General features: G+C 42.1%; 23 protein-coding genes. 10 read left to right on the plus strand and 13 right to left on the minus strand.

Features of this window, described 5'->3' with window-relative positions; all coding sequences use genetic code 11:
* Nucleotides 1–47 precede the first annotated feature (47 nt).
* From MusilaSJ_RS26520 to MusilaSJ_RS26540, 5 genes are all read left to right on the plus strand, one after another.
* Nucleotides 48–587 carry a carboxymuconolactone decarboxylase family protein gene (locus MusilaSJ_RS26520; RefSeq protein ID WP_274987765.1) on the plus strand — a complete coding sequence of 180 codons (540 nt, stop codon included), beginning with the start codon at nt 48–50 and terminating at the stop codon, nt 585–587.
* A 92-nt stretch (nt 588–679) separates the two neighbouring features.
* Nucleotides 680–1,297 carry a pyridoxamine 5'-phosphate oxidase family protein gene (locus MusilaSJ_RS26525; RefSeq protein ID WP_274987766.1) on the plus strand — a complete coding sequence of 206 codons (618 nt, stop codon included), beginning with the start codon at nt 680–682 and terminating at the stop codon, nt 1,295–1,297.
* 62 nt (nt 1,298–1,359) lie between these two features.
* A complete protein-coding gene (locus MusilaSJ_RS26530) occupies nt 1,360–1,785 on the plus strand; it encodes a VOC family protein (protein WP_274987767.1) in 426 nt (141 codons plus the stop codon).
* 8 nt (nt 1,786–1,793) lie between these two features.
* A complete protein-coding gene (locus MusilaSJ_RS26535; protein ID WP_274987768.1) occupies nt 1,794–2,327 on the plus strand; it encodes a hypothetical protein in 534 nt (177 codons plus the stop codon).
* Nucleotides 2,328–2,575: 248 nt separating this feature from the next.
* On the plus strand, nt 2,576–3,808 hold the full coding sequence (locus MusilaSJ_RS26540; RefSeq protein ID WP_112655752.1) for an ROK family protein: 1,233 nt from the start codon (nt 2,576–2,578) through the stop codon (nt 3,806–3,808).
* A gap of 109 nt (nt 3,809–3,917) precedes the next feature.
* On the opposite strand, the gene MusilaSJ_RS26545 is transcribed toward MusilaSJ_RS26540, so the two are convergent.
* The 5 genes from MusilaSJ_RS26545 to MusilaSJ_RS26565 form a co-directional block, all read right to left on the minus strand.
* A complete protein-coding gene (locus MusilaSJ_RS26545) occupies nt 3,918–4,769 on the minus strand; it encodes a hydroxymethylglutaryl-CoA lyase (protein WP_274987769.1) in 852 nt (283 codons plus the stop codon).
* Nucleotides 4,770–4,919: 150 nt separating this feature from the next.
* Entirely contained in the window at nt 4,920–6,233 is a 1,314-nt protein-coding gene (locus MusilaSJ_RS26550) for an NAD(P)/FAD-dependent oxidoreductase (RefSeq protein ID WP_274987770.1), read from the minus strand.
* 222 nt (nt 6,234–6,455) lie between these two features.
* Complete coding sequence (gene secDF / locus MusilaSJ_RS26555; protein ID WP_274987771.1) at nt 6,456–9,446, minus strand: protein translocase subunit SecDF; 2,991 nt, start codon at nt 9,444–9,446, stop codon at nt 6,456–6,458.
* A 116-nt stretch (nt 9,447–9,562) separates the two neighbouring features.
* A complete protein-coding gene (locus MusilaSJ_RS26560; RefSeq protein ID WP_274987772.1) occupies nt 9,563–10,045 on the minus strand; it encodes a dihydrofolate reductase in 483 nt (160 codons plus the stop codon).
* A 281-nt stretch (nt 10,046–10,326) separates the two neighbouring features.
* Nucleotides 10,327–11,148, minus strand: a complete 822-nt coding sequence (locus MusilaSJ_RS26565) for a thymidylate synthase (RefSeq protein ID WP_274987773.1) — start codon at nt 11,146–11,148, stop codon at nt 10,327–10,329.
* A 212-nt stretch (nt 11,149–11,360) separates the two neighbouring features.
* On the opposite strand from MusilaSJ_RS26565, the gene ispE reads away from it, so the two are divergent.
* Entirely contained in the window at nt 11,361–12,161 is an 801-nt protein-coding gene (gene ispE / locus MusilaSJ_RS26570; RefSeq protein ID WP_274987774.1) for a 4-(cytidine 5'-diphospho)-2-C-methyl-D-erythritol kinase, read from the plus strand.
* Between the two features lie 337 nt (nt 12,162–12,498).
* Here ispE and MusilaSJ_RS26575 read toward each other — a convergent pair whose 3' ends face one another.
* From MusilaSJ_RS26575 to tgt, 5 genes are all read right to left on the minus strand, one after another.
* Nucleotides 12,499–13,386, minus strand: coding sequence for an NAD(P)-dependent oxidoreductase (locus MusilaSJ_RS26575; protein ID WP_274987775.1), 888 nt, complete (start codon nt 13,384–13,386; stop codon nt 12,499–12,501).
* A gap of 3 nt (nt 13,387–13,389) precedes the next feature.
* A complete protein-coding gene (locus tag MusilaSJ_RS26580; RefSeq protein ID WP_274987776.1) occupies nt 13,390–13,668 on the minus strand; it encodes a lipopolysaccharide assembly protein LapA domain-containing protein in 279 nt (92 codons plus the stop codon).
* 1,006 nt (nt 13,669–14,674) lie between these two features.
* Nucleotides 14,675–15,577, minus strand: a complete 903-nt coding sequence (locus MusilaSJ_RS26585) for a DMT family transporter (protein ID WP_274987777.1) — start codon at nt 15,575–15,577, stop codon at nt 14,675–14,677.
* Nucleotides 15,577–16,680, minus strand: coding sequence for an LptF/LptG family permease (locus MusilaSJ_RS26590; RefSeq protein ID WP_274987778.1), 1,104 nt, complete (start codon nt 16,678–16,680; stop codon nt 15,577–15,579). The genes MusilaSJ_RS26585 and MusilaSJ_RS26590 overlap by 1 nt, the downstream gene beginning before the upstream one ends.
* Nucleotides 16,681–16,745: 65 nt before the next feature.
* On the minus strand, nt 16,746–17,876 hold the full coding sequence (tgt, locus tag MusilaSJ_RS26595; RefSeq protein WP_274987779.1) for a tRNA guanosine(34) transglycosylase Tgt: 1,131 nt from the start codon (nt 17,874–17,876) through the stop codon (nt 16,746–16,748).
* A gap of 224 nt (nt 17,877–18,100) precedes the next feature.
* Between tgt and MusilaSJ_RS26600 the strand changes: the two genes are divergently transcribed.
* From MusilaSJ_RS26600 to ltrA, 4 genes are all read left to right on the plus strand, one after another.
* Complete coding sequence (locus MusilaSJ_RS26600) at nt 18,101–19,222, plus strand: glycosyltransferase (RefSeq protein ID WP_274987780.1); 1,122 nt, start codon at nt 18,101–18,103, stop codon at nt 19,220–19,222.
* The gene (locus tag MusilaSJ_RS26605) at nt 19,213–19,818 is read left to right on the plus strand and encodes an RNA polymerase sigma factor (protein ID WP_274987781.1); all 606 of its coding nucleotides are present in this window, start codon (nt 19,213–19,215) and stop codon (nt 19,816–19,818) included. The genes MusilaSJ_RS26600 and MusilaSJ_RS26605 overlap by 10 nt, the downstream gene beginning before the upstream one ends.
* Nucleotides 19,808–20,434: a 16S rRNA (guanine(527)-N(7))-methyltransferase RsmG gene (gene rsmG / locus MusilaSJ_RS26610; RefSeq protein ID WP_274987782.1), complete on the plus strand. Its 627-nt coding sequence runs from the start codon at nt 19,808–19,810 to the stop codon at nt 20,432–20,434. The genes MusilaSJ_RS26605 and rsmG overlap by 11 nt, the downstream gene beginning before the upstream one ends.
* A gap of 631 nt (nt 20,435–21,065) precedes the next feature.
* Complete coding sequence (ltrA, locus tag MusilaSJ_RS26615) at nt 21,066–22,301, plus strand: group II intron reverse transcriptase/maturase (protein ID WP_274987783.1); 1,236 nt, start codon at nt 21,066–21,068, stop codon at nt 22,299–22,301.
* Nucleotides 22,302–22,430: 129 nt separating this feature from the next.
* On the opposite strand, the gene MusilaSJ_RS26620 is transcribed toward ltrA, so the two are convergent.
* The 3 genes from MusilaSJ_RS26620 to MusilaSJ_RS26630 form a co-directional block, all read right to left on the minus strand.
* Nucleotides 22,431–22,673 carry a hypothetical protein gene (locus tag MusilaSJ_RS26620; protein ID WP_091162272.1) on the minus strand — a complete coding sequence of 81 codons (243 nt, stop codon included), beginning with the start codon at nt 22,671–22,673 and terminating at the stop codon, nt 22,431–22,433.
* Nucleotides 22,674–22,964: 291 nt separating this feature from the next.
* The gene (locus MusilaSJ_RS26625) at nt 22,965–24,716 is read right to left on the minus strand and encodes a M56 family metallopeptidase (RefSeq protein ID WP_274987784.1); all 1,752 of its coding nucleotides are present in this window, start codon (nt 24,714–24,716) and stop codon (nt 22,965–22,967) included.
* Nucleotides 24,713–25,090, minus strand: a complete 378-nt coding sequence (locus MusilaSJ_RS26630) for a BlaI/MecI/CopY family transcriptional regulator (RefSeq protein WP_274987785.1) — start codon at nt 25,088–25,090, stop codon at nt 24,713–24,715. Before MusilaSJ_RS26630 ends, MusilaSJ_RS26625 begins: the two co-directional genes overlap by 4 nt.
* Between the last annotated feature and the right edge of the window lie 125 nt (nt 25,091–25,215).

Consider the following 25,215-nt stretch of genomic DNA (forward strand, 5'->3'; position numbering starts at 1 on the left):
CACCTTTGTATTGTTAATTCAAAACAACAAAAATTAACGTTACAAAAATGAAAACTTTCGCAATTCCAACAAGAGAACAAGTAACTCCAGAAAACCAGGCTATATTTGATACATTAACAAAAGTAGTGGGCCGCGTGCCAAATCTGTTTGCAGTTTTTGCAACTTCAGATCATGCGCTTGCTAACTATATCACCCTTTCAAACGGCAAAACATCATTACGTGCTAAAGAAAAAGAAGCCGTAAACCTTATCGTAAGCCAGGTAAATGATTGTGCTTATTGTTCTGCCGCACACACTGCAATCGCTAAAATGAATGGTTTTAATGATGACCAGATCGTCGAGATCCGTGGTGGTTCAGCTTCGTTCGATGCAAAAATTGATGCTTTGGTTAAAGTAGCTAAATCAATTACCGAAAATAAAGGCCATGCCGATCACCAACTGGTTGAAAACTTTTACGCTGCCGGTTATACACAAGCTAACCTGATTGACGTAGCTGTAGCAGTTGGCGATAAAACCATTACCAACTATGTATATGCCTTAACCCAGGTACCGATTGACTGGCCTGCTATCCCTGAACTGGTAAAATAATATCCCCGATTTATAATTATAGTTTACACCCTTATGCCCGCTTTGCACCGCAAGGCGGGCATAAGTATTTTATCCTTTAAAATTGTTATATCATGAATTTTGCACGTTTTGCTTTCACCGATGGTGTAAAAAAGCTTCAGGAAAAATATGGCAGCCGGGGCGCCTACGCCCGTATGGAAAGCCTCATGGCCGATAAGGACGGCATTACTGAATCTGAACAAATGTTTATTGAAAGCCGTGACAGCTTTTATATGGCGAGCATGGGCGAGAACGGCTATCCGTATATTCAGCACAGGGGAGGGCCGGCCGGTTTTATCAAAGTGATAGATAACCATACGCTTGCTGTGGTCGATTTCAGGGGCAACAAGCAGTATATTTCGGTAGGTAACGTAATGGAGCATCCGCAGGTATCCCTATTTCTGATGGATTATCCCCATAAAACAAGACTCAAGATCTATGCAGATGCCCGCATTGTTGAGCTTGCTGATAATCCAGAGTTGTTTGAACTGATAGATCCTGCTGAGTACAAACATACGCCTGAAAGAATGCTCATTTTCGATGTTAAAGCATTCGACTGGAATTGTCCGCAGCACATCACTCCCCGGTATACCGTTGATGAAATTAAAGAAGCCTTCGCACCGCAAAATGAATATGTGCTTAAATTGGAATATGAAATAGCTAAGCTTAAGAAGCAGTTGGACGGGAAATAAGAGGTTTTGATAAAGACCCGTAATAGTTTACCTTAGTGCTGCTAACAGCCAGGCGTAAACCGATGAACACTAACCAGCAAATAATCCCTATGCTTGCCTATGAAGACGGCGTTGCGGCTATGGACTGGTTGTGCCATGTGTTTGGTTTTACCGAAAATATGCGGATGACGGATGAAGCTGGTCGCCTTGCTCATGGTGAGCTTAAAATAGGCAATAGTTTGGTAATGCTGGCCGAACCAACACCACATTATCAAAGCCCTGTGCATCACGCTAAAAATTGTGAAATCGCTGCTAAATGGAGTACTGTTCCGTATATCATTAACGGCGTTTTGGTTTATGTAGATGACGTTGAGCAGCATTACGCCACCGCCAAAAAGAAAGGCGCAACTATATTAACCGAAATCGAATATGGGTATCCAGGTACCCGCTACCGCGCTGCCGATCTTGAAGGGCAACGCTGGATGTTTATGCAAATTGAAAAAAATTAAACCACCTTATGACCGCTCTTTTCCATTTCCTATTCGTTATTATTAAATCATACTTGCTTGCCCTTATTTATACGCCCATAGTTTGGCTTTTATGGGTGTTGATCCTGAAAGTACGGAAAAAGTATACCGGCTTTAAATGGTCAGGAATATGGAGGGTTTATACCATTGTGGGCCTTCTGCTAATTATGTTTTCATTTACTTACTATGGAAATCACGGGCTTGGTGACGATTCACGCATTCCTTTAGGGCACGGCGAAGCAATAGAACAAGGAGACCAGTTTACATATTTTACACCCAAGGGCACAAATAAACAAGTGCATGTGAAAGCTTTTGTTTTGAAAGGAGATAACCTTTGCATGGCAGTTGATTCGGGATATAAAGTGTACAATTTAAAAACCAAGGGCGTTGTAAACTTCAGTGAGGGGCAAATGTATGATGCTTTTGCTTTTTCGTACGGTTTACCTTTATCGCTTCAGTTACAAAGCTTCAACTCGCAATACGATAATTACTGGAATGGATGGCGCTTTTGGCTGTTGCCATAAGGTAATTATTTACCTTCGCGGCCCCCTTGAAACTAATTTTAATCAAAACTTTCGCATATTTTATATCGTACACGAATATAATAGATATTTTTGTGCGTTGTAGGCAAAAGGTACATTAATGGTGTCCATGTATTTACAACAGGTTTACTGTAATATTTACAGTTGTACTTAATAACTTTATTTTTAATTTTATAAAATTCAGAACACTAAGGTGTTGCCTGTTATAAACCAAACTATAATAATTGTTGATGGAACTTACGAATAAAGGGGTAAAGGGCAGCCAGTTAAAAAATATGATCATTAAAAGGCTTTATTTTAATAAGGCCATGTCCTGCGCGGGATTGAGCGAGTTGTTTGATAAAAGTATCCCTTCCATAGCCAAAGCCATAAACGAATTAATGCACGAGGGTTTTGTGGTTGAACAGGGTTATGCTCCTTCAAGCGGCGGCCGTCGCCCGTTAATGTATTCGGTAAAATCAAGTGCTATGCATATTTTAGCCATCGCGCTCGACCAGCTCACCGCCCGCATCCAGATGTTTGATCTGCTGAATAATCCCGTTGCCGATATGCTCACCTTTGAGCTTAAACTGCTCAATAACCCAGAGGCGTTGCCCACCCTGGTTGAGCAGATTAATAACTACATAACACACAGTGCGATCCCTAAAGATAAGATTGCCGGAATAGGCATCGGTATGCCCGGCTTCATCAATATTACCGAAGGTATCAATTACACTTACCTTGATGCCGGCGGACAAAGCTTAACTGCCTATCTTACTTCTAAAACAGGCATCGCCACTTATATCGATAATGATTCGAGCTTAATAGCCCTTGCCGAACAAAAATTTGGTATTGCCAAATCACAGCAGGAAGTTATGGTAATAAACCTGGGCTGGGGCATTGGCCTGGGGATGATCGTAAATGGAAAACTGTTCCGCGGTCACAACGGTTTTGCGGGCGAGCTAAGCCATATCCCGCTATCGGAAGATGGTTCCCTTTGCGAATGCGGTAAACGTGGCTGCCTGGAAGCTGAAGCTTCATTATTGGTGGTAGCCCAAAAAGCTATAGCAGGTATCAAAAAAGGCCGTGTAACCAGCTTAAAGTACAACGAGGAAGACCACTCCAAACTAATGGGAGATGCCCTGATAGAGGCCGCCAATAACGGTGACCAGTTTGCTATCGAACTATTATCCGACGCCGGCTATAAAATAGGGAAGGCCCTTGCCATTCTTATCCATATCATGAACCCGGCCATCATTGTATTAAGTGGTCGCGGAGCTAAAGTTGCCAAGATCCTGATGGCCCCGATACAACAAGCCCTTCATAAGTATTGTATTCCGCGCCTGGCCGGTGGTACCGAATTATTAGTATCTGAACTTGGGTTTGATGCTGAGTTAATTGGTGCGGCTGTATTGGTAATGGAAAACTTTGACAGGGTGGTGAAAAATAAGGCAGCTAAGGCCGCTAAGCATGCCGCGGCGTAGAAAACTGTTTGAATCAGAATTTACAGAATTTTTAAATTAACAGAATTAGCCTCGCTTATATTATTGCAAGCTAATATTCTGAAAATTCTTAAATCCTGAAAATTTTGATTCAGACAAACACCCTTCCCGAGTAATCTATCGCTTCCTTAAATTTATCCATATTAAGCCCTGTGGGCTCACTTTGTGTTTTAAGATAACTTATCAGGTTTTCGGTGGCAATGTTGCCTGTGAGGTCGTCTTTGGCCATTGGGCAGCCCCCATATCCTTTTAGTGCAGTGTCAAAACGCTTGCAACCGCTTTCATAGGCTGCTGTTATCTTAGGTTGCCAGGTATCGGGTGTGGAATGAAGATGAATGCCAAACTCAGCGTCGGGGAATAACCGACAAAGATTAGGATAAATGCTGCCGATCTGCGCCGCATCTGCAATACCTATGGTATCAGCCAGGGCAATATTCTTTATTCCTTCGGCTGTTATTTTTTCAGCCCAGTGCTCGATGATGCCGGTATTCCACTCGTCGCCATAGGGATTACCGAAACCCATAGAGAGATATACCAATAACTGTTTGCCATTTTTACCGCACAGCTCATTTATACGCTGCACATTTTCAAAAGCTTGTGCTATAGTGGTATTGGTATTGCGAAGCTGGAAGGTTTCGGAGATGGAGAAGGGATAACCCAAATAGGCGATCTCACCATGTTTCACTGCATCTTCGGCACCCCGGTAGTTGGCAATAATAGCCAGCAGTTTTGATTTGGTATTGCTTAGTTCGAGTTTCTTTAATACCTCAGCCGTGTCTTGTAACTGTGGGATAGCTTTAGGTGATACAAAACTCCCAAAATCTATCGTATCAAAACCTACCTGTAAAAGCAGGTTGATATATTCGGCTTTTACTTCGGTAGGAATAAAATCATGAATACCCTGCATGGCATCGCGGGGGCATTCGGTTATTTTGATGTTCATTGTTTAAAGTCTGAAGTTCTAAGTCGTAAGTTCAAAGTCTTGAGTCTTAAGTCAAAAGTCATCAATTTAATTTACAAAGTACTAAACTTCCAGCTTAAAGCTGCTGACTTTTAGACTTAGAACGTAAGACTTCCGACTTCTAACTTTAAACTAATCAACCGTATTAGGCAAGTGATGGTCTTCTGTTAAACCTTCACGCTCAAATTTGCGGATTATAAGCCTTGTACCGCCATTATAGGTTACATAGCTTGATACCCAATTGATGAACACGATAACCTTGTTACGGCCTCCTAAAAGCGATATCAGGTGCACAAACATCCATACCAGCCATGCAAAAAAACCCTGGAATTTTACTTTACCCAAATCGGCAACCGCTTTATTGCGGCCGATGGTTGCCAATGAGCCTTTGTCATTGTATTTAAATGGCGAGGTTTGCTCACCGTTGATGATGTGCATGATATTTTTTGCTACATGCTGTCCCATTTGTATAGCTACCTGCGCCACGCCGGGGTGCCCTTTAGGGGTTTCGTCGGTGATCATAGCTGCAACGTCTCCAATGGCGAAGATGTTATTGCTGCCTGTCACGCGGCCTATGCTATCCACTCTTATTTTATTTCCACGTTCAATAACGTCTTTATCAAAGCCCTCGGGAACAACCCCCATAACCCCGGCACTCCAGATCACATTTTTGGTGCGGATGGTTTTACCGCCTTCAAACTTGATTTCTTCACCATCATAGCTTTCCACTTTTACGCCGGTTAGCACTTCAACGCCCATATTGGTTAGGAAGGTCCGTGCCGCGTTTGATGCCTGGTCGGAGAAAGGCCCCAGCACTTTCTGTAAAAAGTCTACCAGGTACACTTTCATGTCCTCCTTTTTAAGCTCGGGATAATCCTTGGTTAAAACGTGGTTACGGAGTTCGGCTAATGAGCCCGCAAGTTCAACACCGGTTGGCCCTGCACCTACCAGCACAAAGGTAAGGTAGGGGTCACGCTCGGCCTTGCCTACTTTGAGCAGGGCTTCTTCAATGTTCTGCAAAATAGAATACCGTAGGTTCAGCGCCTCAGGGATCGACTTCATCGGCATGGAATAATGCTCGATGTCTTTATTGCCGAAAAAGTTGGTTGTTGACCCTGTTGCTATTACCAGATAATCGTAAGCTATATTGCCTATGGTGGTTTCGAGCATGTTAGTTTCGGTGTTTACCTTTGTTACTTCCGCTATCCTGAAGCGGAAATTCTTTTGGCTCGCGAAATTCTTTCGCAAGGAAAAAGCTATCGATTCTGATTCGAGGCTTCCCATGGCAACCTGGTATAACAGGGGCTGAAAGGTATGGTAGTTGTGCTTATCCAGCATCAAAACGTCTACAGGTTTGTCCTTTAGTTGTTTTGCTACCTGCAGGCCGCCGAAGCCGCCGCCTACGATTACTACTAAAGGGAATTTTGAATTTTGAGTAGATTCCATTTTATTTAGCTTAAAACTGTTTGTTTAGCTTAAAGCTGAAGGCTAAAAGCTAAAGCCTAAAGCAGGTGTTATTTTAGCTTAAAGCAAAAGGCCTAAAGCTTTTTTATTTTTTGCTTAAAAGCTGTTTCTTTTAAAGCTTTCAGCTTTGAGCTTTATGCTTATTTAGGTAACAAAAAAGGCTCCAAATGTTCTTTGGAGCCTTTCAATAATTTATTCTTTTTCTTATTTGAGGTCTTTCTTTCCAAAGTCAACGATCACCGGTGTTGCCACACAGATCGACGAGTATGTACCGAAAAGAACACCGATCAACAATGCAAATGAGAAGCCTTTGATCACGTCACCACCGAAGATGAACAATACCAACAATACGAATACTACAGTTAATGCAGTAATGATAGTACGGCTTAAGGTACTGTTGATGGCCCTGTTGATAACCTCTTCTGGTTTTTCGTTTTTGTTAGAGTGTTCAAGGAATTCACGGATCCTGTCAAATACTACCACGGTATCGTTAATTGAATAACCAATAACTGTTAATATAGCCGCAATAAACGCCTGGTCAATATCCAATGAAAACGGAAGGAAACCATTGAACAATGAGAAGAACGACAATACCAATAAAGCATCGTGAGCAGTCGCGATCATTGCACCCAGGCTAAACTGCCATTTGCGGAAACGGATCAGGATATAAGCCGAGATCACGAAGATAGCGAACAATACAGTATAGATAGCTGAAGTTTTTAACTCATCGGCAATAGTTGCACTTACTTTTGAACCACCTAATATATTGCTATCCGCAATTTTAGTTTCGGCTTTATTACCTAAAGCACTCACTAAGGTTGCCCGCACTTTAGCGTCGGCGGCTGTTGAGTTATCATTAAACAAATAGTTGGTGGTGATGCTGAATTTATCGGTACCCATGGTTTTAACTTCGGTACTGCGGCCTAAAGTGGCATCAATAGCATCGTGGATCTGACCGGTAGTAACGGTTTTGTTAGGGAAGCTAACAATGTAGTTACGACCGCCTTCAAAGTCAACGCCGTAGGTAAAGCCGCGTGTAAAGATAGAAACCAAACCGGCAGCAATGAACAGGCCCGAGAAAATGTAAAACTTGGTACGGTTTTTAACAAACGCAAAGTTTGCATTTTTGAAGGTGTGTGAGCTCCATGGGTTTGAGAATTTGATATCCATGTTTTTGTCCAGCATCCACTCAAATATAACCCTCGAGATCAGTAATGAACAGAACAATGAAGTAGCGATACCGATCATCAATGTAGTTGCAAAACCCTGGATAGGACCTGAACCGAATACGAACAGGATTAAACCGGTAAGGAATGTACTGATCTGTGAATCGAGGATTGAAGGTAATGCATGTTTGAAACCGTCGGCAACTGCAATCCTTAATGATTTGCCTAAGTTTAATTCTTCACGTACACGTTCGTAAACAAGTACGTTAGCATCTACGGCAATACCTAAAGTTAATACGATACCTGCAACACCCGGTACGGTCAATACCGCGCCTAAGCTGGTCAGTACGCCCATCAGGAAGAAGATGTTGATGATTACGGCAACTACCGCCACAGTACCCGCACGGTTATAATAAGCGATCATGAAGATTAATACAACTACCAAACCTAAGATACTTGACGTGATACCGGCAGTGATAGCTTCCTGGCCTAATGACGGACCTACGATTGACTCGGACACGATGTGGGCAGGAGCCGGCAAACGGCCTGCTTTTAATACGTTGGCTAAGTCGCGGGTGTCATCAATGGTAAAGTTACCGGAGATTGATGATACACCACCAGAAATTTCGTTTTGTACGGTAGGAGCAGAGTATACGTTATCATCCAAAACTATGGCGATAGCTTTTTTGTTAGTGCCTGATGATGCCTCTGCAGTAACAGTACGCCATTTTTGGGCACCTTCCGAGTTCATGATCATCACAACCTCAGGGCTGCCTTTCTGATCGTTATCGGCACGGGCATCGTTAATTACGTCGCCTGATAATACAGGGCCGTTTTCGGCACCTGTAAGTTTGATAGCGTATAACGCAAAAGTTTTGGTGTTTTTAATAGGTTTTACTTCCCACAAAAATTTGATGTTACGTGGAATAACCGCTAAAACATCGGCACTATGCAGGTATGCGTTAACCTTAGCCGTATCCTGTAACGGAGCGTAGCCAACAACCGGGCCCTGGCCTAATTGCTGCTGGCCATTTGCACCCTGGCCAACGTTTAATGACATCACTGCAAACAGTGGGTGTTGCGCGGCCAATTTTGTTTTGCTTAATGACGCAGCTGAAGTATCGTTTTTAGCAGCGTTTTTCTGAACCTTGCTTAACAGCGAGCCGCCTTTGGTGGTATCGGCTTTTGCAGCAGCAACAGCAGCAACAGAATCAGCTTTTGCTGTTTTGCCGGTATCGGCTTTTGCTGTTTTGCTTTTTGCAGCAAGCAGGTTATCAATGTTGATCAGGTATTGATATGCCTCAGCATTATCAAAAGTTTCGTAAAATTCCAGTTTAGCAGAACCTGAAAGCAATTTGCGAACACGCTCCGGCTCTTTAACACCCGGAAGTTCAACTAAAATCCTGTTTGAGCCTTGTTGCAACTGGATGTTTGGCTGGGTTACACCAAACTGGTTGATACGGGTGTTCAAAACGGTGAATGATTGTTTAACCGCTGTTGAAGCCAGGTCCTCAAGGTAAGTTTTAACCTCGCTGTTTGAAGCGTTGAACTTCAAGTGGTCCTGGTTATCTTTTGTTGAAAAGATAGCGGCAAGCTTACCGTTGGGGTTTAGCTTTTCGTACTCGCTTACAAATAATGCGATGTAATCTTTTTGGTTGGTTTGAGCGTTAGCCTGCAATTTATCGGCGTTAGCCAAAGCCTGGTTAAAAGTTGCATCCGGATTGTTGTTGGCAATTTTCCTAACCAGCTCATCAAGCTGGATCTGCATGGTAACGTTCATGCCGCCCTTAAGGTCAAGGCCTAATGCAATTTCCCTTTGCAATACATAAGCGTAATCATGTTTTAATAGCGGATAAACCGGTTGATTGGAAATAGAATCCAAATAAGCTTTTTCTTTCTCAGGATCTCCCTTTGAGTATACTTTGGCATCCTCCCTAACCTTATGGGCCACCCACGTAAATGATAGCTGGTATAAGCACACCACTGCCAGTAGTATGGCGAAAAATTTAATAACCCCTTTGCCTTGCATCGAATTTGTAATATGTAATAAATTAGTTTATAAGCTTTTTTTCAATAAGGCAGCAAATCTAATAAAATTTCGTAAGCACAAAATTTTAAATTAAAACAAAATCATGACAAAAAATGTTAGCGCCGCACAAGTGTAATAAAAGCATATTTATACTTGTTTTTTTCGTCGGGCTCAAAATCTTCACGATCTGTTTCCTGCCATTCATCAGGATTTAACTCCGGGAAGAAGGTATCGCCCTCAAAATCCTGGTCAATAATGGTGAGATATATGCGGTTTGTAAGGGGAATTGCCTGCCGGTAGATCTCGGCCCCGCCAACGATAAAAACTTCATCCTCGGCCTTGCAAAGCGCAATAGCAGCTTCAATAGACGGTGCCACCTCGCAACCTTCAATACTGATGGCCTGCCGGGTAACAACGATGTTGCGGCGCCTGGGCAAAGGCTTGCCAACCGAATCAAAAGTTTTACGGCCCATGATCACGGTATGCCCCGTAGTAACATCTTTAAAATGTTTTAGATCGTTAGGCAAATACCAGAGTAATTTATTGTCTTTACCGATAGCGCGGTTTTTGGCTATGGCTACGATGATGGATAAAATCATTGGTTCATTAGTTCATTGGTTCATTGGTGCTAAGCAGGTGAACCTTGTTTTTCAAAGCGTTATTGTTTCTCAAAACGCCCATGTTTTCAAAGCCTCATTGCGAGGTACGAAGCAATCCCCGATGTACAGAGCTACTTTGCATGGCTCCTCTGTATAGTTTGGGATTGCTTCGTGCCTCGCAATGACGGATAGTTTATTTTGTAAGGATAGTGAAAATCTATTAATTCTTAAATCTGCCCACAGTAAATACCAATGAACTAATGAACCAGTGAACAAATGAACTATACCGCCACTTCCGCTTTAATATGCGGCCACGGATCGTAGTTCTCTAAAGTGAAATCTTCAAACTTGAATGAGAAGATATCTTTAACCTCAGGATTGATTTTCATGGTTGGCAGCGGACGCGGATCGCGGCTTAACTGCAGGCGGGCCTGCTCCATGTGGTTGTTGTACAAATGGGCATCGCCAAAGGTGTGTACAAAGTCGCCAAGGTCAAGGTCGCATACCTGTGCCATCATCATGGTGAGCAGGGCATACGACGCTATGTTGAAAGGAACGCCAAGGAAAATATCTGCACTGCGTTGATACAACTGGCACGAAAGTTTTCCCTTTTGTTCCCCCTTTAGGGGGTTAGGGGGCTCTACGTAAAACTGGAACAAGCTGTGGCATGGAGGCAGCGCCATCTGGTTAACCTCGGCAACGTTCCAGGCCGATACAATGATGCGGCGTGAGTCGGGATTATTTTTAAGCTGGTTCACCACCTGTTTGATCTGGTCGATATGACCGCCATCCGATGTAGGCCATGAGCGCCACTGTTTACCGTATACGGGGCCAAGGTCGCCATTTTCGTCGGCCCATTCGTCCCATATTTTAACGCCATTTTCTTTCAGGTAGCGGATATTGCTGTCGCCGCTCAAAAACCAGATGAGCTCATGGATAATAGATTTGAGGTGGAGTTTTTTGGTGGTTACCATCGGGAAACCATCCTTAAGGTTGAAACGCATCTGGTAGCCAAACACACTTACCGTACCGGTGCCGGTTCTGTCATGCTTTTGCGCGCCGGTTTCCATCACATGCCTCATCAGATCGAGATACTGTTTCATTTTTTGTTAGTTTATTAGTTCACTTGTTCATTAGTTCATTAGTGCTTGCCCGTGCATTGATGGCGTATAAGCTTAATAGTGGGCTTATATAAGCGATACCAATGAACCATTGAACTAATGAACCAATGACTAAATTCAGAGGGCAAAGAAAAATAATCTACCTTTGGTTTCCTACGGATGTTGGCAAATACATCACGTGTTAATTACTTTGTATGATTTTATTTCCGAATGCAAAAATAAACATCGGCCTCAATATTACCGAACGCCGGCCTGATGGTTATCATAATCTTGAAACCATTTTTTATCCTATTGATGTTAAAGACGCTCTTGAGGTGGTAAAAAGCGATAAGCTCAGCTTCATCTCAACCGGCCTGGAGATTCCCGGCCTGACAGAGGATAACCTTTGTATTAAAGGTTACCATATGCTTAAGCAGGATCACGACCTGCCACCTGTGAGCATTCACCTGCATAAGCACATCCCGATAGGTGCGGGGCTGGGTGGCGGATCATCCGATGCTGCATTTTTTATCAGACTGATGAATGACGAATTTAAACTCGGTTTATCGGTTGATGTGATGACCGATTATGCCCGCCGCCTTGGTGCCGACTGTGCCTTTTTTATTGAGAACAAACCCGTATTTGCTTTTGAGCGAGGCGATGAGTTTGAGCATATCAAACTCGATTTGTCGGCTTACAAAATTGTTTTGGTGATGCCGCCTGTTCATGTGTCTACAGGGGAGGCGTTCCGCGGCATAAAACCGACTCCGGTAAAAGATTCATTGTTCGACTTGATCAACGAACCAATAACCGACTGGAAAAAGTTTATCAAAAATGATTTTGAGCAAACCGTGTTTCAAAACCATGCGGAAATTCGCGGCATTAAAGCAGCCCTTTATGAAGCCGGCGCCATATACTCAAGCATGAGCGGAACCGGAGCATCCGTGTTCGGTATTTTTGCCGAAACTCCTGATTTGAAATTTTTGGAGGCGGAGAACGAAGTGTTCTATTTATGACGTCATTGTTGATGTCAGATTTCGGATGTTCGATTTCGGATTTGGTAGGATTCGGGAAGCTGTCCCGAAGCAAAATAAAAGAGTCATTGCGAGGTACGAAGCAATCCCCGATTGGCAGGTCGTCTCTGTATAGTTTGGGGTTGCTTCGTACCTCGCAATGACGTTGTGATATAAAGCAATTCTGCTACGAAACTTACTTATCCTGCTGCATGTAAAATGCCGGATGATTTATCAATCATTTTATCAGTCGATAGACCATCCGGCATTTTATTTAAAAGAAATATCCGATTCCAAAATCCTACTTACAAATTCCGAAATCGAACATCCGAATCCGACATCACAAGCCCGCATCTTCACTTACACCCCGGCTTATCCCTTCTACCCAGCCACGCTCGCCCCAGCCTTTGGCTACTGCTGTTAATAAGCGGCCGTGTACGGCGTTTGCAATGGGCATAGGCATCTCACTTGTTTGTGATAATTTAAATGCGAGACGCGCGTCCTTATAACCCAATTTTGATTTAAAGCCCACGGATTCGTATTGTTTACCTGCGATAAGCTTTCCATAATTTTGGAAGATAGGAGCGTTGAAAAGTGTCGAGCCAAAAAAATCGGAAACCTGTGTTCTGCTCAGCCCGTTTTTCTCGGCGAGGGTGAACGCCTCGGCCATCATTTCCATGGATGCCATGATCATAAAATTGCCTGCTATTTTAACCACATTTGCACCTCCCGCCGAAGGCCCAAAATCAATCACTTGCTGGCCAAGTAAATCAAGTATTGGACGGGCGTCAGTTTTAGTTTGTTCATCACCCGAAACGCAGATCCAGAGCTTACGTGCAGCGGCTGCTTCGGGCCTTCCGAATACAGGGGAAGCGAGGTAACGACTACCGGCCTGCTCATGTAATTTGGCCAGTTCTTCAGAAGTATCAGGCGAAATAGTGCTCATGGAGATGTGCACAGCATTTGGCTGTAGCGTTTTTAAAATTCCGCCGTCGCCTACAGCCGATTCTCGCAACACTTCGTCATCTGACACCATGGTGATCAAAAATGGCACATTTGCCGCGGCTTCGGCAGGGCTCTGGCATTTGGTTATACTGTCGGTGCCAAGCTCGTCTATCTTTGAAAGTGTGCGGTTGTAAACCTGCAAATGGTACCCCGAGGCGATAAGGTTTTTGGCCATGCTGGTACCCATGTCGCCAAGGCCTATAAATCCAATCTTTGTTTTCATATTTTAGCTGATGTATTCCCTGTCTTCGTCACTTAGTGTATCGGTGTCATCTTTTTTGCGCATGGCGTCATGGTAGCCTTCGATATCGAATTTTTGTTTTTTAGGCCAGGCCACGATCAAACCCAATATAAAACCGGTTACCGCAACTATCAGCATCATCATTAGTTTGGATACCCTGAAAGTAGCGAACAAAAATTTGAAGTAAACCTCGTCGGTATTTTGCATCAGTACGATGGTAAGCAAAACAGCGAGGACTACAATGACTATTGTTTTAATGCTCATGATGGATGTGGTTTTAGAGTTAATACAATATCCGCTTTTTAAATGTTTAATAAAAATTGATCTTGCCTAAATCTGCTTCCTGAAAATTGATGGTGTTTGGGCGCGGAGATATGACTGGATTTACCTCCATATTTTACAGGCTGTGACTGCTTAGGTCGCGGCTGTCTTTTTTAATTCGTTCAGGTTTGAGTTGGCTAATAATTGTAGAATCAAAAAAACGACGACCAAAATCATGGTGAAATTCTCGGCGCATTTTTCAAAGTCAAATCAGTGCTGTTAACATCAGTGAGATTTGATGACACAGCGATTGTTCATGCCGAAAATTTCCTTGAGGGAATTCCTGCGAGAGTGTAAAAAAATCGGCCCGGAAACAAATTCTGTATACAAGCAGGAGAGATGCTGCGATTTTTTTTGATTCCTGAATTATAACTTCACTACACTTTGCATAAACATCTCCTTCTTCATGCTATTTGAAATTTTTACATTATATAAATAATAGTAATTATTTGATTTTTAATATTATATGATGTTTTTTATATCTTAAAATTGATAGTGCTAATTTTTTTAGCTTTCTGTGATTTCGCTTACATCGCTTCTGTTTAATTATTTATTGATGTAATTTATATAAATATTTGATTTTTAGGTTTATATGTTTATTAAATTAATAGATTGTTTCAATTTTTATAGTAGATGAAAGGGGTTAAATTCTGAATTGTTGAAATTGCTGATACGATTTTAAAACTTGAATTTAGTACACTAAGTAAAAGTTGGATTTCACCGCTGCTTTGTGCTGAACGGTTGGTTGAGGCTGGAGTATCTCTAAAAATTAGAATCGCTCAGCGGGGCTAAAAATGGCCATGGCGGGCATGGGGATTTCGGCCCCTATTGTGGTTTGGGTAAGAGAAAGATGAAGGCGTATTGAGCCTTCGCTCGGACTATTTGGTAGTCGATAGAAATACGCTTAGGTAACTATTAGATATGAAGCGATATGCCGGAAAGTCGAAACTCAGGCCCTGCCTTTGCGCTGGGTGATTTGCTTTCGGGCGACGGGATATAAGAAGATCGTAGACAAAATAAGAAGCGCACCACCCCAAAACCCCAGCGTCATTTTATTCATGTCGCCAAAAAAAATAAACGACATAATGATGCCGTACACAGGTTCGAGATTGGTGATGAGCGCCACCCTGAATGCCGAAAGCTCGCGCATTACAGATACGCCGGCGACGTAGGCCAGCGATGTGCACACCGTGCCAAGCAATACCAGGTAGCCAATATCCGCTGGCTTTAACAACATAGCCCGGGTATAGCCGGAGGTTATAAAAAGGTATATCGAGATCCATACAAAAGCGCCGGATAGTTCATAAAATGCAATAACCGGCGCCTGTACTTTTTGCACCTGACGCGAATTAATGATAGAGAAAAGGCTTGCACAAACAGCGCTGGCAAGCCCTGTTATGATACCCTTAGTGTATCTGCTTTCGAATTTGAAAATCAAAACAATGCCGGTGATAATTAAAATGCCGGCTAAAATTTCAAGTTTCGAAATACTTTTTTTGTTGATCAACGGTTCAAAAATTGCCGTGAAAAGTGTGATGGATGAGAGGCAAACCAGGGTGACGGCGACTGTGGAAAGTTTGATGGCAGCAAAAAAAAGGATCCAGTGACCGCCCACAATTGCCCCCGTAAACACCAGTTTGATCAGCGTTTTTCTGTCGACTTTAAAATCGGTTTTATTGAATTTAAAATACAAAAACAGCGAAATAAAGGCAATAAATACTCTGTACCACACCAATTGTACGGCCGAAATGGTGATCAGGGCGCCTAAAATTCCGGTAAATCCCCACACAAAAACCGTAAAATGGAGTATTATAAGGTTCTTATTTAGGGTTGATGGGGTATTTTGCGCCATTATTTGGGTGCTTTTAAAAGTAGGTAATAGCCCAAAATGCCAAAAACGATGTTAGGAATGAATACAGCTGCCAGAGGCGACATACCCCCTTTTACCGAAAATACAAGCGCAAACCGTTCTAATATAATATAAGCGAAGCATAATAAAATACCTATCCCCAGGGGTAATCCAACACCTCCGCGTACCTTTCTTGACGATATGGAAACACCGATTAAAGTAAGTACAAAGGCTGATAAAGGGTATACAAAACGGTGATATTTTTCAAAATAAATGGCCTTTAAATACTCCGGGCGACGCAGTTTTTCCTTGTCAATATTCTTGTTCAGGTCGCTTAAAGACATGGCCTGGTATACGTTGTCATATACAATAAAATCGCTCGGGTGCATATCCAAAACAGTGTCTTTTGGCGTGTTGCTTGTAATGAATTGTTCTTTCATTCCGTTTACATATTTAACACTGTATTGCTTAAGTGACCAGATCCGTTTTAAAGAATCGTATTGAATTTGGTCGGCAATTAGTTTTTCACGCAACGTATCACCATTAAATTTCTCCATTATAAAATTGTAACCGAAGTGAGTTGTGGGATCGTAATTGGCAAGATAAACAAACGTATGTTTGTCAATTTGCATGTGTACCTCCACCTTAGTCGGGTCATTATCCATCATGCCATTCGCATTTTCGAAGTCGATTTTTAAGCGGTTTGTGAACGGAATGAGGTATACATTAGCAAAAAAAGACACCACAAATATGATTGATGAAGCGATTACATAAGGTCTTAAAAATCGGTTAAAACTTGCCCGGCCGCTCAATATCGGGACGATTTCTGTTTGGTTTGCCATCTTGGCTGTAAAGAAAATTACCGCCAAAAAGTTGATCAGTGGTGATAACATATTCAAATAAAACGGAATAAAACCCGCGTAATATCTGAATACGATATCGTGCAAACTGGCGTGTTTATTCAGGAAGTTATCCAGCTTTTCTGATACGTCAAACACTACAGATATCACCATGAAAATACCCATAGTAAATATAAAAGTGCCCAGGTATTTGCCAATAATAAACCTGTCGATGATCTTTAAATATCTATGAAAAAAAGCTTTCATCTGTCGGTTGTTTGATTGTTAATTTCCATGTTTTTCCTGGAGATTTCTTGTGATTTTAGGAGTTTTTATAAACGCTGCCCAAGGCGCTTTACCATCATGTTTTTCCAATCGTAAAACTCACCTGCAATAATTTTTTTTCGCGCCTCTTTAACCAGCCATAGATAAAAATGGAGGTTGTGCAAGGTGGCGATCTGAGCGCCTAACATTTCGCCCGAGTGGATCAAATGACGTAAATAGGCTTTGCTGTAATCCTTGTCGGCAAACAGATCGCTGTCATCTTCAATGGCCGAAAAGTCGTTTTTCCACTTCTCGTTTTTGATGTTGATGATGCCGTTTTTAGTAAAGAGCATGCCGTTACGGGCGTTACGCGTTGGCATAACGCAATCAAACATATCAATACCCAGAGCTATGTTTTCCAAAATGTTTACAGGCGTACCTACTCCCATTAAGTAACGCGGTTTTTGCTGCGGTAATATATTGCATACAATCTCGGTCATAGCATACATTTCCTCGGCCGGTTCGCCTACTGAAAGACCGCCTATCGCATTGCCTTCGCGGTCATAAGAGGCAATAACTTCGGCGGAGCGCATACGCAGATCTTTATATACCGAACCCTGTACAATGGGGAAAAGTGTTTGACTGTAACCATATTTTGGCCCGGTGCTGTCAAACCTGTCGCAGCAGCGTTTCAGCCAGCGGTGGGTCATTTCTATCGATCGTTTTGCGTAGTTATAATCGCAGGGATAGGGGGTACACTCATCAAACGCCATGATAATATCGGCGCCGATTATGCGCTGAATGTCCATTACATTTTCGGGAGCAAACAAGTGTTTTGATCCGTCAATATGCGAGCGGAAAGTAACCCCTTCCTCTTTTATTTTACGTACCTCGGTTAATGAATATACCTGGTAGCCGCCGCTATCGGTCAAGATGGGACCGTTCCATCCATTAAATTTATGTAGCCCTCCGGCGCTTTCAAGGGTATTTAAACCGGGGCGCAGGTATAGGTGATAGGTGTTGCCCAGTATAATTTGCGCCGAAATATCCTGTTTAAGCTCGTGCTGGTGCACCGCTTTTACAGTGCCGGCAGTACCTACCGGCATGAAAATAGGGGTTTGTATAGTACCGTGGTCGGTAGTGATCTCGCCGGCGCGGGCCTTTGAAAGCGGGTCTTGTGCTGTTAAGTTAAATTTCATTTTAGGGTTGCAAAATTAGCAAAAAAAAAACCTCATGCCCCTCCATTCCAAAACGGCGGCAGGATAAAAGCTATTTATAAACGTGCTGAATATTAAAACCATGTTAATTTAAGTGCTTTTATTTTAAAGAGGATTAAATAAGAGTACATAAACTTCAAATTAACGCTGATATTGAGCCTTAATTTCATTGATTTTTAACAAATTTGCCTCATTATTTTTTTTGTTTGGAAACGTACTTACACGACGCGCTTTTTATTCTTTTTCAGCTTTGTTTTATAGTTCAGCTATATTACCTGGTAAGCAGGCATACCCGCCTTGCAGGCCATAAACCCGCCGAAGGGCCACCACCCCGGGTCTTAATTCCCATTTCTGTTATAATCAGCGCCCGCAACGAAGCCCATAATTTGGAAGAAAACCTGCCTTCCATACTGGAGCAAAACTATCCCGATTTTGAGGTAGTTGTTATTAATGATTGCTCTTTTGATACTTCCGACGAGGTGCTGGAAGCTATGCAAAAAAAATATGCCCACCTGAAAGTTGTTACCATTACCGAGCATGACCGCTTTAAAACCGGTAAAAAGTTTGCCCTTACCTTAGGCATCAAGGCTTCAAAAAATGAGCACCTTTTATTTACCGATGCTGATTGTAAACCAGCTTCCGAAAACTGGATAAGCCGTATGGCGGCCAATTTTGCAAGCGGTGTGCAGATAGTTTTGGGTTACTCTCCTTATTATAAAACCGGTGGTTTTATTAACGCTTTTACCCGCTTTGAAACCATAAAAACAGCAACAAATTACTTGTCGGGTGCGTTAACCGGCGACCCTTATATGGGTATTGGCCGTAACCTTGCCTATACAAAAGAATTGTTTTTTAGCGCAAAAGGTTTTGCATCACATATGCATGTGATATCAGGAGATGATGACCTGTTTGTTAATCAGCATGCTACCGAGGAAAATACCGTTATTGAATTAAACCCCGAGTCGTTTATGTTTACAGAGGCTAAAACCACTTTTAAATCATGGTTCAAACAAAAAAAGCGACACATGGGAGTGGGTAAACTGTATAAAAACCAGCACAGGCGTATGCTTAGTTTTGATGCAGTTAGCGGGTTTATATTCTATATTTTATTGATATTATTCCTTATTTTGAGATATGAGCCGTTACTGGCATTAGGTTTGTACGTTTTTAGGTTGATATTACAAATGACCATTTATAATCGTATATTTAAAAAACTTAATGGCAAAGACCTTTGGTGGTATCTCCCCTTTTTTGACCTACTATATTATACATATTTAAATGTTTTTGGATTGATCGGTACCTTTTTAAAAACTACTCAATGGAAATAAACGCCAACTTTACCGAGAACGCAAAGAATGATTTTCACCTGGTAGTGAAGGCCAGGCAGGGAGATCAAAAAGCCTATGCCGATTTGATGCACCGTTATAAAGATTCGATTTATTTCATGGTGCTTAAGATGGTAAACAACAAAGAAGATGCAATGGACCTAACGATTGAAACGTTTGCCAAGGCATTTGAAAAACTTGAAAAATACCAGCCCGATTTTGCTTTCAGCACCTGGCTTTTTAGGGTAGCAACTAACAATTGCATCGATTTTATCCGCAAAAAGAAACTAAGTACCATGTCAATTCATGGCATGATGGACGATGAAGGCGATGAAAAACCGCTGCAAATTAAGGCCGACAGCCTTAACCCCGAAGAAACATCTATCAAAAAGCAACAAACTCAGGAGCTAAGATCATTAATTGAAAGCCTCCCCACGCGTTATAGGAACCTGATTACCTTACGCTATTTTGATGAGCTTTCGTACGAAGAAATAGCCCAGCAACTCGATCTCCCGTTAGGGACGGTAAAGGCGCAATTATTTAGGGCAAGGTACCTGCTTGGCAATATTATTAACCGTTTTAACAGGGATGACATCTGAAATAATTCTACAATATTTTCCTGATTTAAGTGCCGAACAGCGTGAGCAATTTGAAAAATTGCCAGCTTTATATGAACACTGGAACAGCCAGATCAATGTAATTTCGCGCAAAGATATTGATCTTTTGTTTGAACGTCACGTGCTCCACTCGCTTGGGATTGCTAAAGTAATGGCTTTTTTACCGGGTGAAAATGTGCTTGATGTGGGTACCGGTGGGGGCTTTCCTGGTATTCCCCTGGCCATTTTATTCCCCGAAACACAATTTCATTTAGTTGATTCTATAGGCAAAAAAATCAAGGTTGTTACTGAGGTAGCTGCAGCCTTAGGCCTCAGAAATGTGAAAGCATCACACCTTCGGGCAGAGCAAATTGCGGATAAATTTGACTTTGTAGTATCACGCGCTGTTACCCAGTTAAAGGATTTTTATCCATGGGTAAAAGGCAAATTCAACAAGCGATCGAATAACAAATTACCCAACGGTATCCTGTATTTAAAGGGCGGCGATTTGGAGCAGGAGATCAAAGAATCGGGCTTAAAAGTTATCCAATATCATCTGAAAGATTACTTTAAAGAGGAGTTTTTCGAAACAAAACAGGTGATATACGTGAAGGGATAATCTATTTGTAATCCACCTTTCTGATTATAAATATGCACATAAAGACGCTACTGCGTTAAAGTAAATCACTTTACGCCTTCGCGTCTTTGCTTGTGCCATGAAGCTGAAACGAGCCGTGTTTCAGCATGTTTTAATGAAGATGATACAGCAGTGAAAAAAAAAAAGAAGTAGCTGTGGCGTATCGGCAAGGGTTTTCAGGAACAGTTGCCAAACCGCTCTTATCTGCAAGAGGTGTAAACCGATTGTGGTGAACGAAAAGAGAAAAGGCTGTTAAACGGTCAGGTGAGTTAATGGGAGATGACTGCAAAGGAATCGCTGAAGAAGCATCGAAACGCAGTGAAGCGGACAAAATCGGATCGTGCTAAGGGTTCAGAGAAGAGTATAGCGGTTACCTGATTACTGGCTATGCGTCCGCCGGTGTACAGGCGACATGACCCATTAACAGGCTTCATTAGAGAACTTGGGATCCCCGCTTTAAAATGGAACGGCAGTTATAACTGTTAAGAAAGCGGGAGTCGGACTGTGCCATAGTAGTGAATTAAAGCCTTATGAAAATAAGGCATAGCGAAGGGCGCAGGTTACAGGATTTATGAACAGATGAACAACTGAAAAAAAAACAGGAGGATTCAGGATGGATGTAAATGTAAAGAGAACAGTACCGATTGAGTTTAAATGGGTGGTAGATGCCTACGGCAAAGTAAGACAAGGCGGTAAAGCCTCAGGAATAGACGGAGAAAGCTGGGAAGCCTTCGAAGCGAACGTACAGGATAACTTGTATGTGATCTGGAACCGCCTGTCCTCAGGTAGCTACCATCCGCAGGCCGTACGCAAGGTAGAAATCCCCAAGAAGGATGGAAGCCTGCGAAAGTTAGGCATTCCTACGTTGCGGGACCGAATCGCGCAGCAGGTAGTAAAGACGTACATGGAGAATCGGATAGATGTGATCTTTCACAAGGATTCGTATGGGTATCGCCCTATGAAAAGCGCCCATCAGGCAGTGAAGACAATTATGTCGAACTGTTATAAATACGATTGGGTGATTGACCTGGACATCAGTAACTTCTTCGATGAGATCGATCATGAACTGATGCTGCGTGCAGTAGGTCATGTCCTGGAAGAGAGATGGGTAAGTCTGTACGTAAAGCGTTGGCTGGAAATGCCGGTTCAAGCCAAAGCAGGGGAGGTTCATGCCAAAGGAGGAAAAGGAACGCCGCAGGGCGGGGTGATCAGTCCTTTATTGTCCAACCTTTACCTGCACTTCACGTTGGACAAATGGTTGGAGAAGGCTTATCCTGAAGTGCGGTTTGTACGCTACGCAGATGATGTGGTGATCCATTGCAGGAGCAAGGAAGAAGCATCGGAAGTGTTAAGGGCAATAAAAGAGCGATTAGGAGTTGTGCGCTTATCGATAAAAGAAAGCAAAACGAAGATAACGTATTGCCGGGATTACCGCCGGAAACAGGCGGAAACGGCAGTAAGCTTCGACTTTCTTGGTTTCAGCTTCAGGCCAGAGCGAATGCAAAGCAAACATGGCGGCTATTTTACGGGTTTCGGTATGGACATGAGTTCATCAAGCCAAAAGCAAGTCAACGAATCGATCAGGACCGAGCGCTCTCTAAGCAATAGTACACTTGAGGCCGGAGCGATAGCAGATCGTTTAAACGCAAAGCTACGTGGCTGGATCAATTACTATGGGATAGCAGGTAACCGTGGAGGTCTTTACCGGGTAATGATGGGGCTAAACAACCGTCTTATCAAATGGGTAAAGAAGAAGTACAAACTTAGCCTACGCAAAGCTATTCTTAAACTTGGTATGATAAGACAGGGAAATCCTACCCTGTTCTATCATTGGCAAAAAGGTTTCTAATCTCTTTAATTAACTGTAACACGAGCCGTATGAAGCGAGAGTTTCACGTACGGTTCTGTGAGAGGCTTGCGGGTGAAACTCCCGCTTGCCTACTCGGCGAGAAATCATTTATAAAATGCGGTTTAACTTCTATATCAAATGATCATGATGCTGGTTGTCGGTACGTGATGCTGCCCAAAAAACAAACCCCAGGAAAAACAACGCACCACCGGCAAAAACAGGCAGTTTAAATGTCCATCCGCCATTTAAGCCGGTAGTAATAATTGAACTGCCTGAGCTATCTACCGCATTGATGGTATGCTTATAGAAAAAATTACCTGCAATAAGCATCACAATGCCTACTATTGCTAAAATGATCCCAAACTTTTTCATATTATGAGGTTTAAAAATGAACAAAATCAGGTTAACGGTAAGGTCCAGGAAGTATAATTGGTACTTATTAAACAAAGCGTATTTTAATGTGTTTGCTTTGTTTTAGATATATTTTAAAAGAAATTGTCCCGATTGGATATATCTAAGTTACAAATTTTTGGATACTAAAAGAAATTATTTAGCTATTTGTAAAACAGGGCGGTTAAAGAGAACGGAGGGATTTACGCAGAAAATTGCCGGGACGGTTTTGGGCCGGTCGGCAATTATAAAAGCTTGTTTAAAGCTTTATCTTTATTTGTTTTCTTTTGCGGGGTAGCCTACCACAATAACTTCGCGAAGGGTAGTTGAAGCTTTTGTAGAAGCTATTGCCTGATCATATTGCTTTGAAGGTACAGGGGGGTAATAGTTATCATTGTCAGCAACTAAAGCCATAGATATGGGTAAATTATAATGGCCTGATTTTATGCCGAGATTACCGTCGAAATTATTTACAACCCTTAATATTTCATTATCTATATCCTGATCAATGCCTTCGGCAAGGGCCACTTCACTTATTTTACCATTAATAATATTAAAATTTAACATCACTTTTCCCGAAATGTGGTTTTCACGTGCTTTTGACGGATAGCGTGTGTGTTTAGCAACGTACATATATAGGGTTTGAAATGGATCTGCAGGCGGAGGTGGTGGCGGGACGCGTTCTGCAATGGCTGGTGCGGGAACCTTCGGGGTAACAGGTGCCACTTCTATCACTTTAGGTGCTTTCTTTATCTTTTCCGGATTTGAAGGCGGTGGCGGAGGTGGCAGCTTTACATCAATAACCTTAGGCTTTTTGCTGTTTGCGGGCGGAGCAGGCGGCGGTGGCGGAAGTTTTGGGTAAATTAACATTTTAGGAAATGTATAGCCGTATTTAGTTTTCAGTGTAGCCAGTTCTTCCAGAGTAGCTTTGCTTTTAAAATATTCTTTTTGCTCCCCGTTCTTTTCGGTAATGATTACCCTGAAATCGGTTTTTTTATTAACAAGGTAACCGGTTTCTTCGTATTTAAAACCTTTGGCAGTAACATCTGCTTTTTTTATACGGATTGGATCTGCTTTGATTGTATCTGCAGGGCTTGTTTGCGCATTTGTCGGCTTTTGATTAGCAATTCGATGGCCGGGCATCAGGTCGATGATCCCATAGCTTTTACTGAATACTAAGGTTGATGCGCAAAGCAGGCCGGCAGATATGGGTACGGCCACGAGGTATTTTAGCCTGGCTAATTTCCCCGAACGTTTTTGGTTTAACATAATTATCCTCTTTTTTAATAAGTTATAATTGAAAAATGAATGCGCCAGGGGCGAGCCGTTTAACCCATAAGCATTGCTTACCAAAAACGACGAATAGCTAAAGGCATCACTTTCCTGCGCGGCGGTTTGCTCGTCGGCTATATATTCATGTATGGTTTTCAGGCTGATTTGTAATAAATAAACCAGCGGATTAAACCAATTGATAATCTTGATCAACTCCAGAAAAACAATATCAACCGAGTGTTTTTGACGAATGTGAACCAGCTCGTGCCTGATAATGATATTATTAGCCTGGGTTTTTGTGCCAATAAAAAGGTAGTTAAAGAAGGAAAAGGCGGTGGTTGATCCCTCTATATTGATGAGTTTATACTTACCATCAACCAGAGTTTTGGTGGCCTTTGTTAGTTTGACCAATTGATAAAGCCTGATAAAGAGTACTGTGGTAAGTACTATTGTACCAAGTATATAGGCGTAAACCAAAATATCGTTAAAGGTTAACGTTGGCTGCACGGTAAGCTTTTGCACAGTGGTTTGGTAAGCCGTTTGCGGAATGATAACGATTGTTTTTGTTGCAGTTTCAACCGGTTTTAGCCAGCCAATTTGTACAACGGGTAATACAAATGAAACCACACAGCTCAATAACAGGTATATACGGTTTAAAGTGTAGTGTGTTTCCTTATGTAAAAACAGGCAGTACCCTGCATAAAATACGCATAGGTACAAGTTTGCTTCAAGCAAATAATATAGCCAGTTCATTGTTGTTTGCTTTTAAGTTTATCAATTAATGATGTTAGCTCGTCCAGTTCTTTTACGCTGATGTTCTTTTCATCCACAATAAAGGATACCAAACTTTGATATGAATTGCTGAAATAGTTTTTCATCATCTTATCAAATGTGAATTTTTTGTACTCCGCATCGCTGATGAGCGGAAAGTAAACATGCGAGTTACCATAGGCCTTATGGTCGATAAAGCCTTTGCCCTCCAATACCCTTACCACAGTCGACACCGTGTTATAAGCGGGTTTAGGCTCAGGCATTTCTTCAATAATATCTTTAACAATGGCTTTTTTCAGTTGCCAAAGGATCTGCATTACCTGCTCTTCGGCTTTGGTTAGTTCTTTGATATGCATAGCAAACTATTTTTATAGTTATATAAAGGTAGAACTATTTTTATAGTTTGCAAACTATTTTTGTAGTTTTTAAAAAATGTGCAGATTACGGATGTGCAGATACGCAAATTAAATAACGAAAGGCA

The organism is Mucilaginibacter sp. SJ, from assembly GCF_028993635.1.
Classification (GTDB): Bacteria; Bacteroidota; Bacteroidia; order Sphingobacteriales; family Sphingobacteriaceae; genus Mucilaginibacter.

Excerpts from the sequence above, each read along its gene's own strand:
- secDF (WP_274987771.1), bottom strand. The coding sequence starts at position 9,446 with ATGCAAGGCAAAGGGGTTATTAAATTTTTCGCCATACTACTGGCAGTG.
- MusilaSJ_RS26630 (WP_274987785.1), bottom strand. The coding sequence starts at position 25,090 with ATGCATATCAAAGAACTAACCAAAGCCGAAGAGCAGGTAATGCAGATC.
- MusilaSJ_RS26550 (WP_274987770.1), bottom strand. The coding sequence starts at position 6,233 with ATGGAATCTACTCAAAATTCAAAATTCCCTTTAGTAGTAATCGTAGGC.
- MusilaSJ_RS26620 (WP_091162272.1), bottom strand. The coding sequence starts at position 22,673 with ATGAAAAAGTTTGGGATCATTTTAGCAATAGTAGGCATTGTGATGCTT.
- MusilaSJ_RS26625 (WP_274987784.1), bottom strand. The coding sequence starts at position 24,716 with ATGAACTGGCTATATTATTTGCTTGAAGCAAACTTGTACCTATGCGTA.
- MusilaSJ_RS26565 (WP_274987773.1), bottom strand. The coding sequence starts at position 11,148 with ATGAAACAGTATCTCGATCTGATGAGGCATGTGATGGAAACCGGCGCG.
- ispE (WP_274987774.1), top strand. The coding sequence starts at position 11,361 with ATGATTTTATTTCCGAATGCAAAAATAAACATCGGCCTCAATATTACC.
- MusilaSJ_RS26560 (WP_274987772.1), bottom strand. The coding sequence starts at position 10,045 with ATGATTTTATCCATCATCGTAGCCATAGCCAAAAACCGCGCTATCGGT.
- tgt (WP_274987779.1), bottom strand. The coding sequence starts at position 17,876 with ATGAAATTTAACTTAACAGCACAAGACCCGCTTTCAAAGGCCCGCGCC.
- MusilaSJ_RS26530 (WP_274987767.1), top strand. The coding sequence starts at position 1,360 with ATGAACACTAACCAGCAAATAATCCCTATGCTTGCCTATGAAGACGGC.
- ltrA (WP_274987783.1), top strand. The coding sequence starts at position 21,066 with ATGGATGTAAATGTAAAGAGAACAGTACCGATTGAGTTTAAATGGGTG.
- MusilaSJ_RS26525 (WP_274987766.1), top strand. The coding sequence starts at position 680 with ATGAATTTTGCACGTTTTGCTTTCACCGATGGTGTAAAAAAGCTTCAG.
- MusilaSJ_RS26545 (WP_274987769.1), bottom strand. The coding sequence starts at position 4,769 with ATGAACATCAAAATAACCGAATGCCCCCGCGATGCCATGCAGGGTATT.
- rsmG (WP_274987782.1), top strand. The coding sequence starts at position 19,808 with ATGACATCTGAAATAATTCTACAATATTTTCCTGATTTAAGTGCCGAA.
- MusilaSJ_RS26585 (WP_274987777.1), bottom strand. The coding sequence starts at position 15,577 with ATGGCGCAAAATACCCCATCAACCCTAAATAAGAACCTTATAATACTC.
- MusilaSJ_RS26605 (WP_274987781.1), top strand. The coding sequence starts at position 19,213 with ATGGAAATAAACGCCAACTTTACCGAGAACGCAAAGAATGATTTTCAC.
- MusilaSJ_RS26520 (WP_274987765.1), top strand. The coding sequence starts at position 48 with ATGAAAACTTTCGCAATTCCAACAAGAGAACAAGTAACTCCAGAAAAC.
- MusilaSJ_RS26535 (WP_274987768.1), top strand. The coding sequence starts at position 1,794 with ATGACCGCTCTTTTCCATTTCCTATTCGTTATTATTAAATCATACTTG.
- MusilaSJ_RS26590 (WP_274987778.1), bottom strand. The coding sequence starts at position 16,680 with ATGAAAGCTTTTTTTCATAGATATTTAAAGATCATCGACAGGTTTATT.
- MusilaSJ_RS26575 (WP_274987775.1), bottom strand. The coding sequence starts at position 13,386 with ATGAAAACAAAGATTGGATTTATAGGCCTTGGCGACATGGGTACCAGC.
- MusilaSJ_RS26580 (WP_274987776.1), bottom strand. The coding sequence starts at position 13,668 with ATGAGCATTAAAACAATAGTCATTGTAGTCCTCGCTGTTTTGCTTACC.
- MusilaSJ_RS26540 (WP_112655752.1), top strand. The coding sequence starts at position 2,576 with ATGGAACTTACGAATAAAGGGGTAAAGGGCAGCCAGTTAAAAAATATG.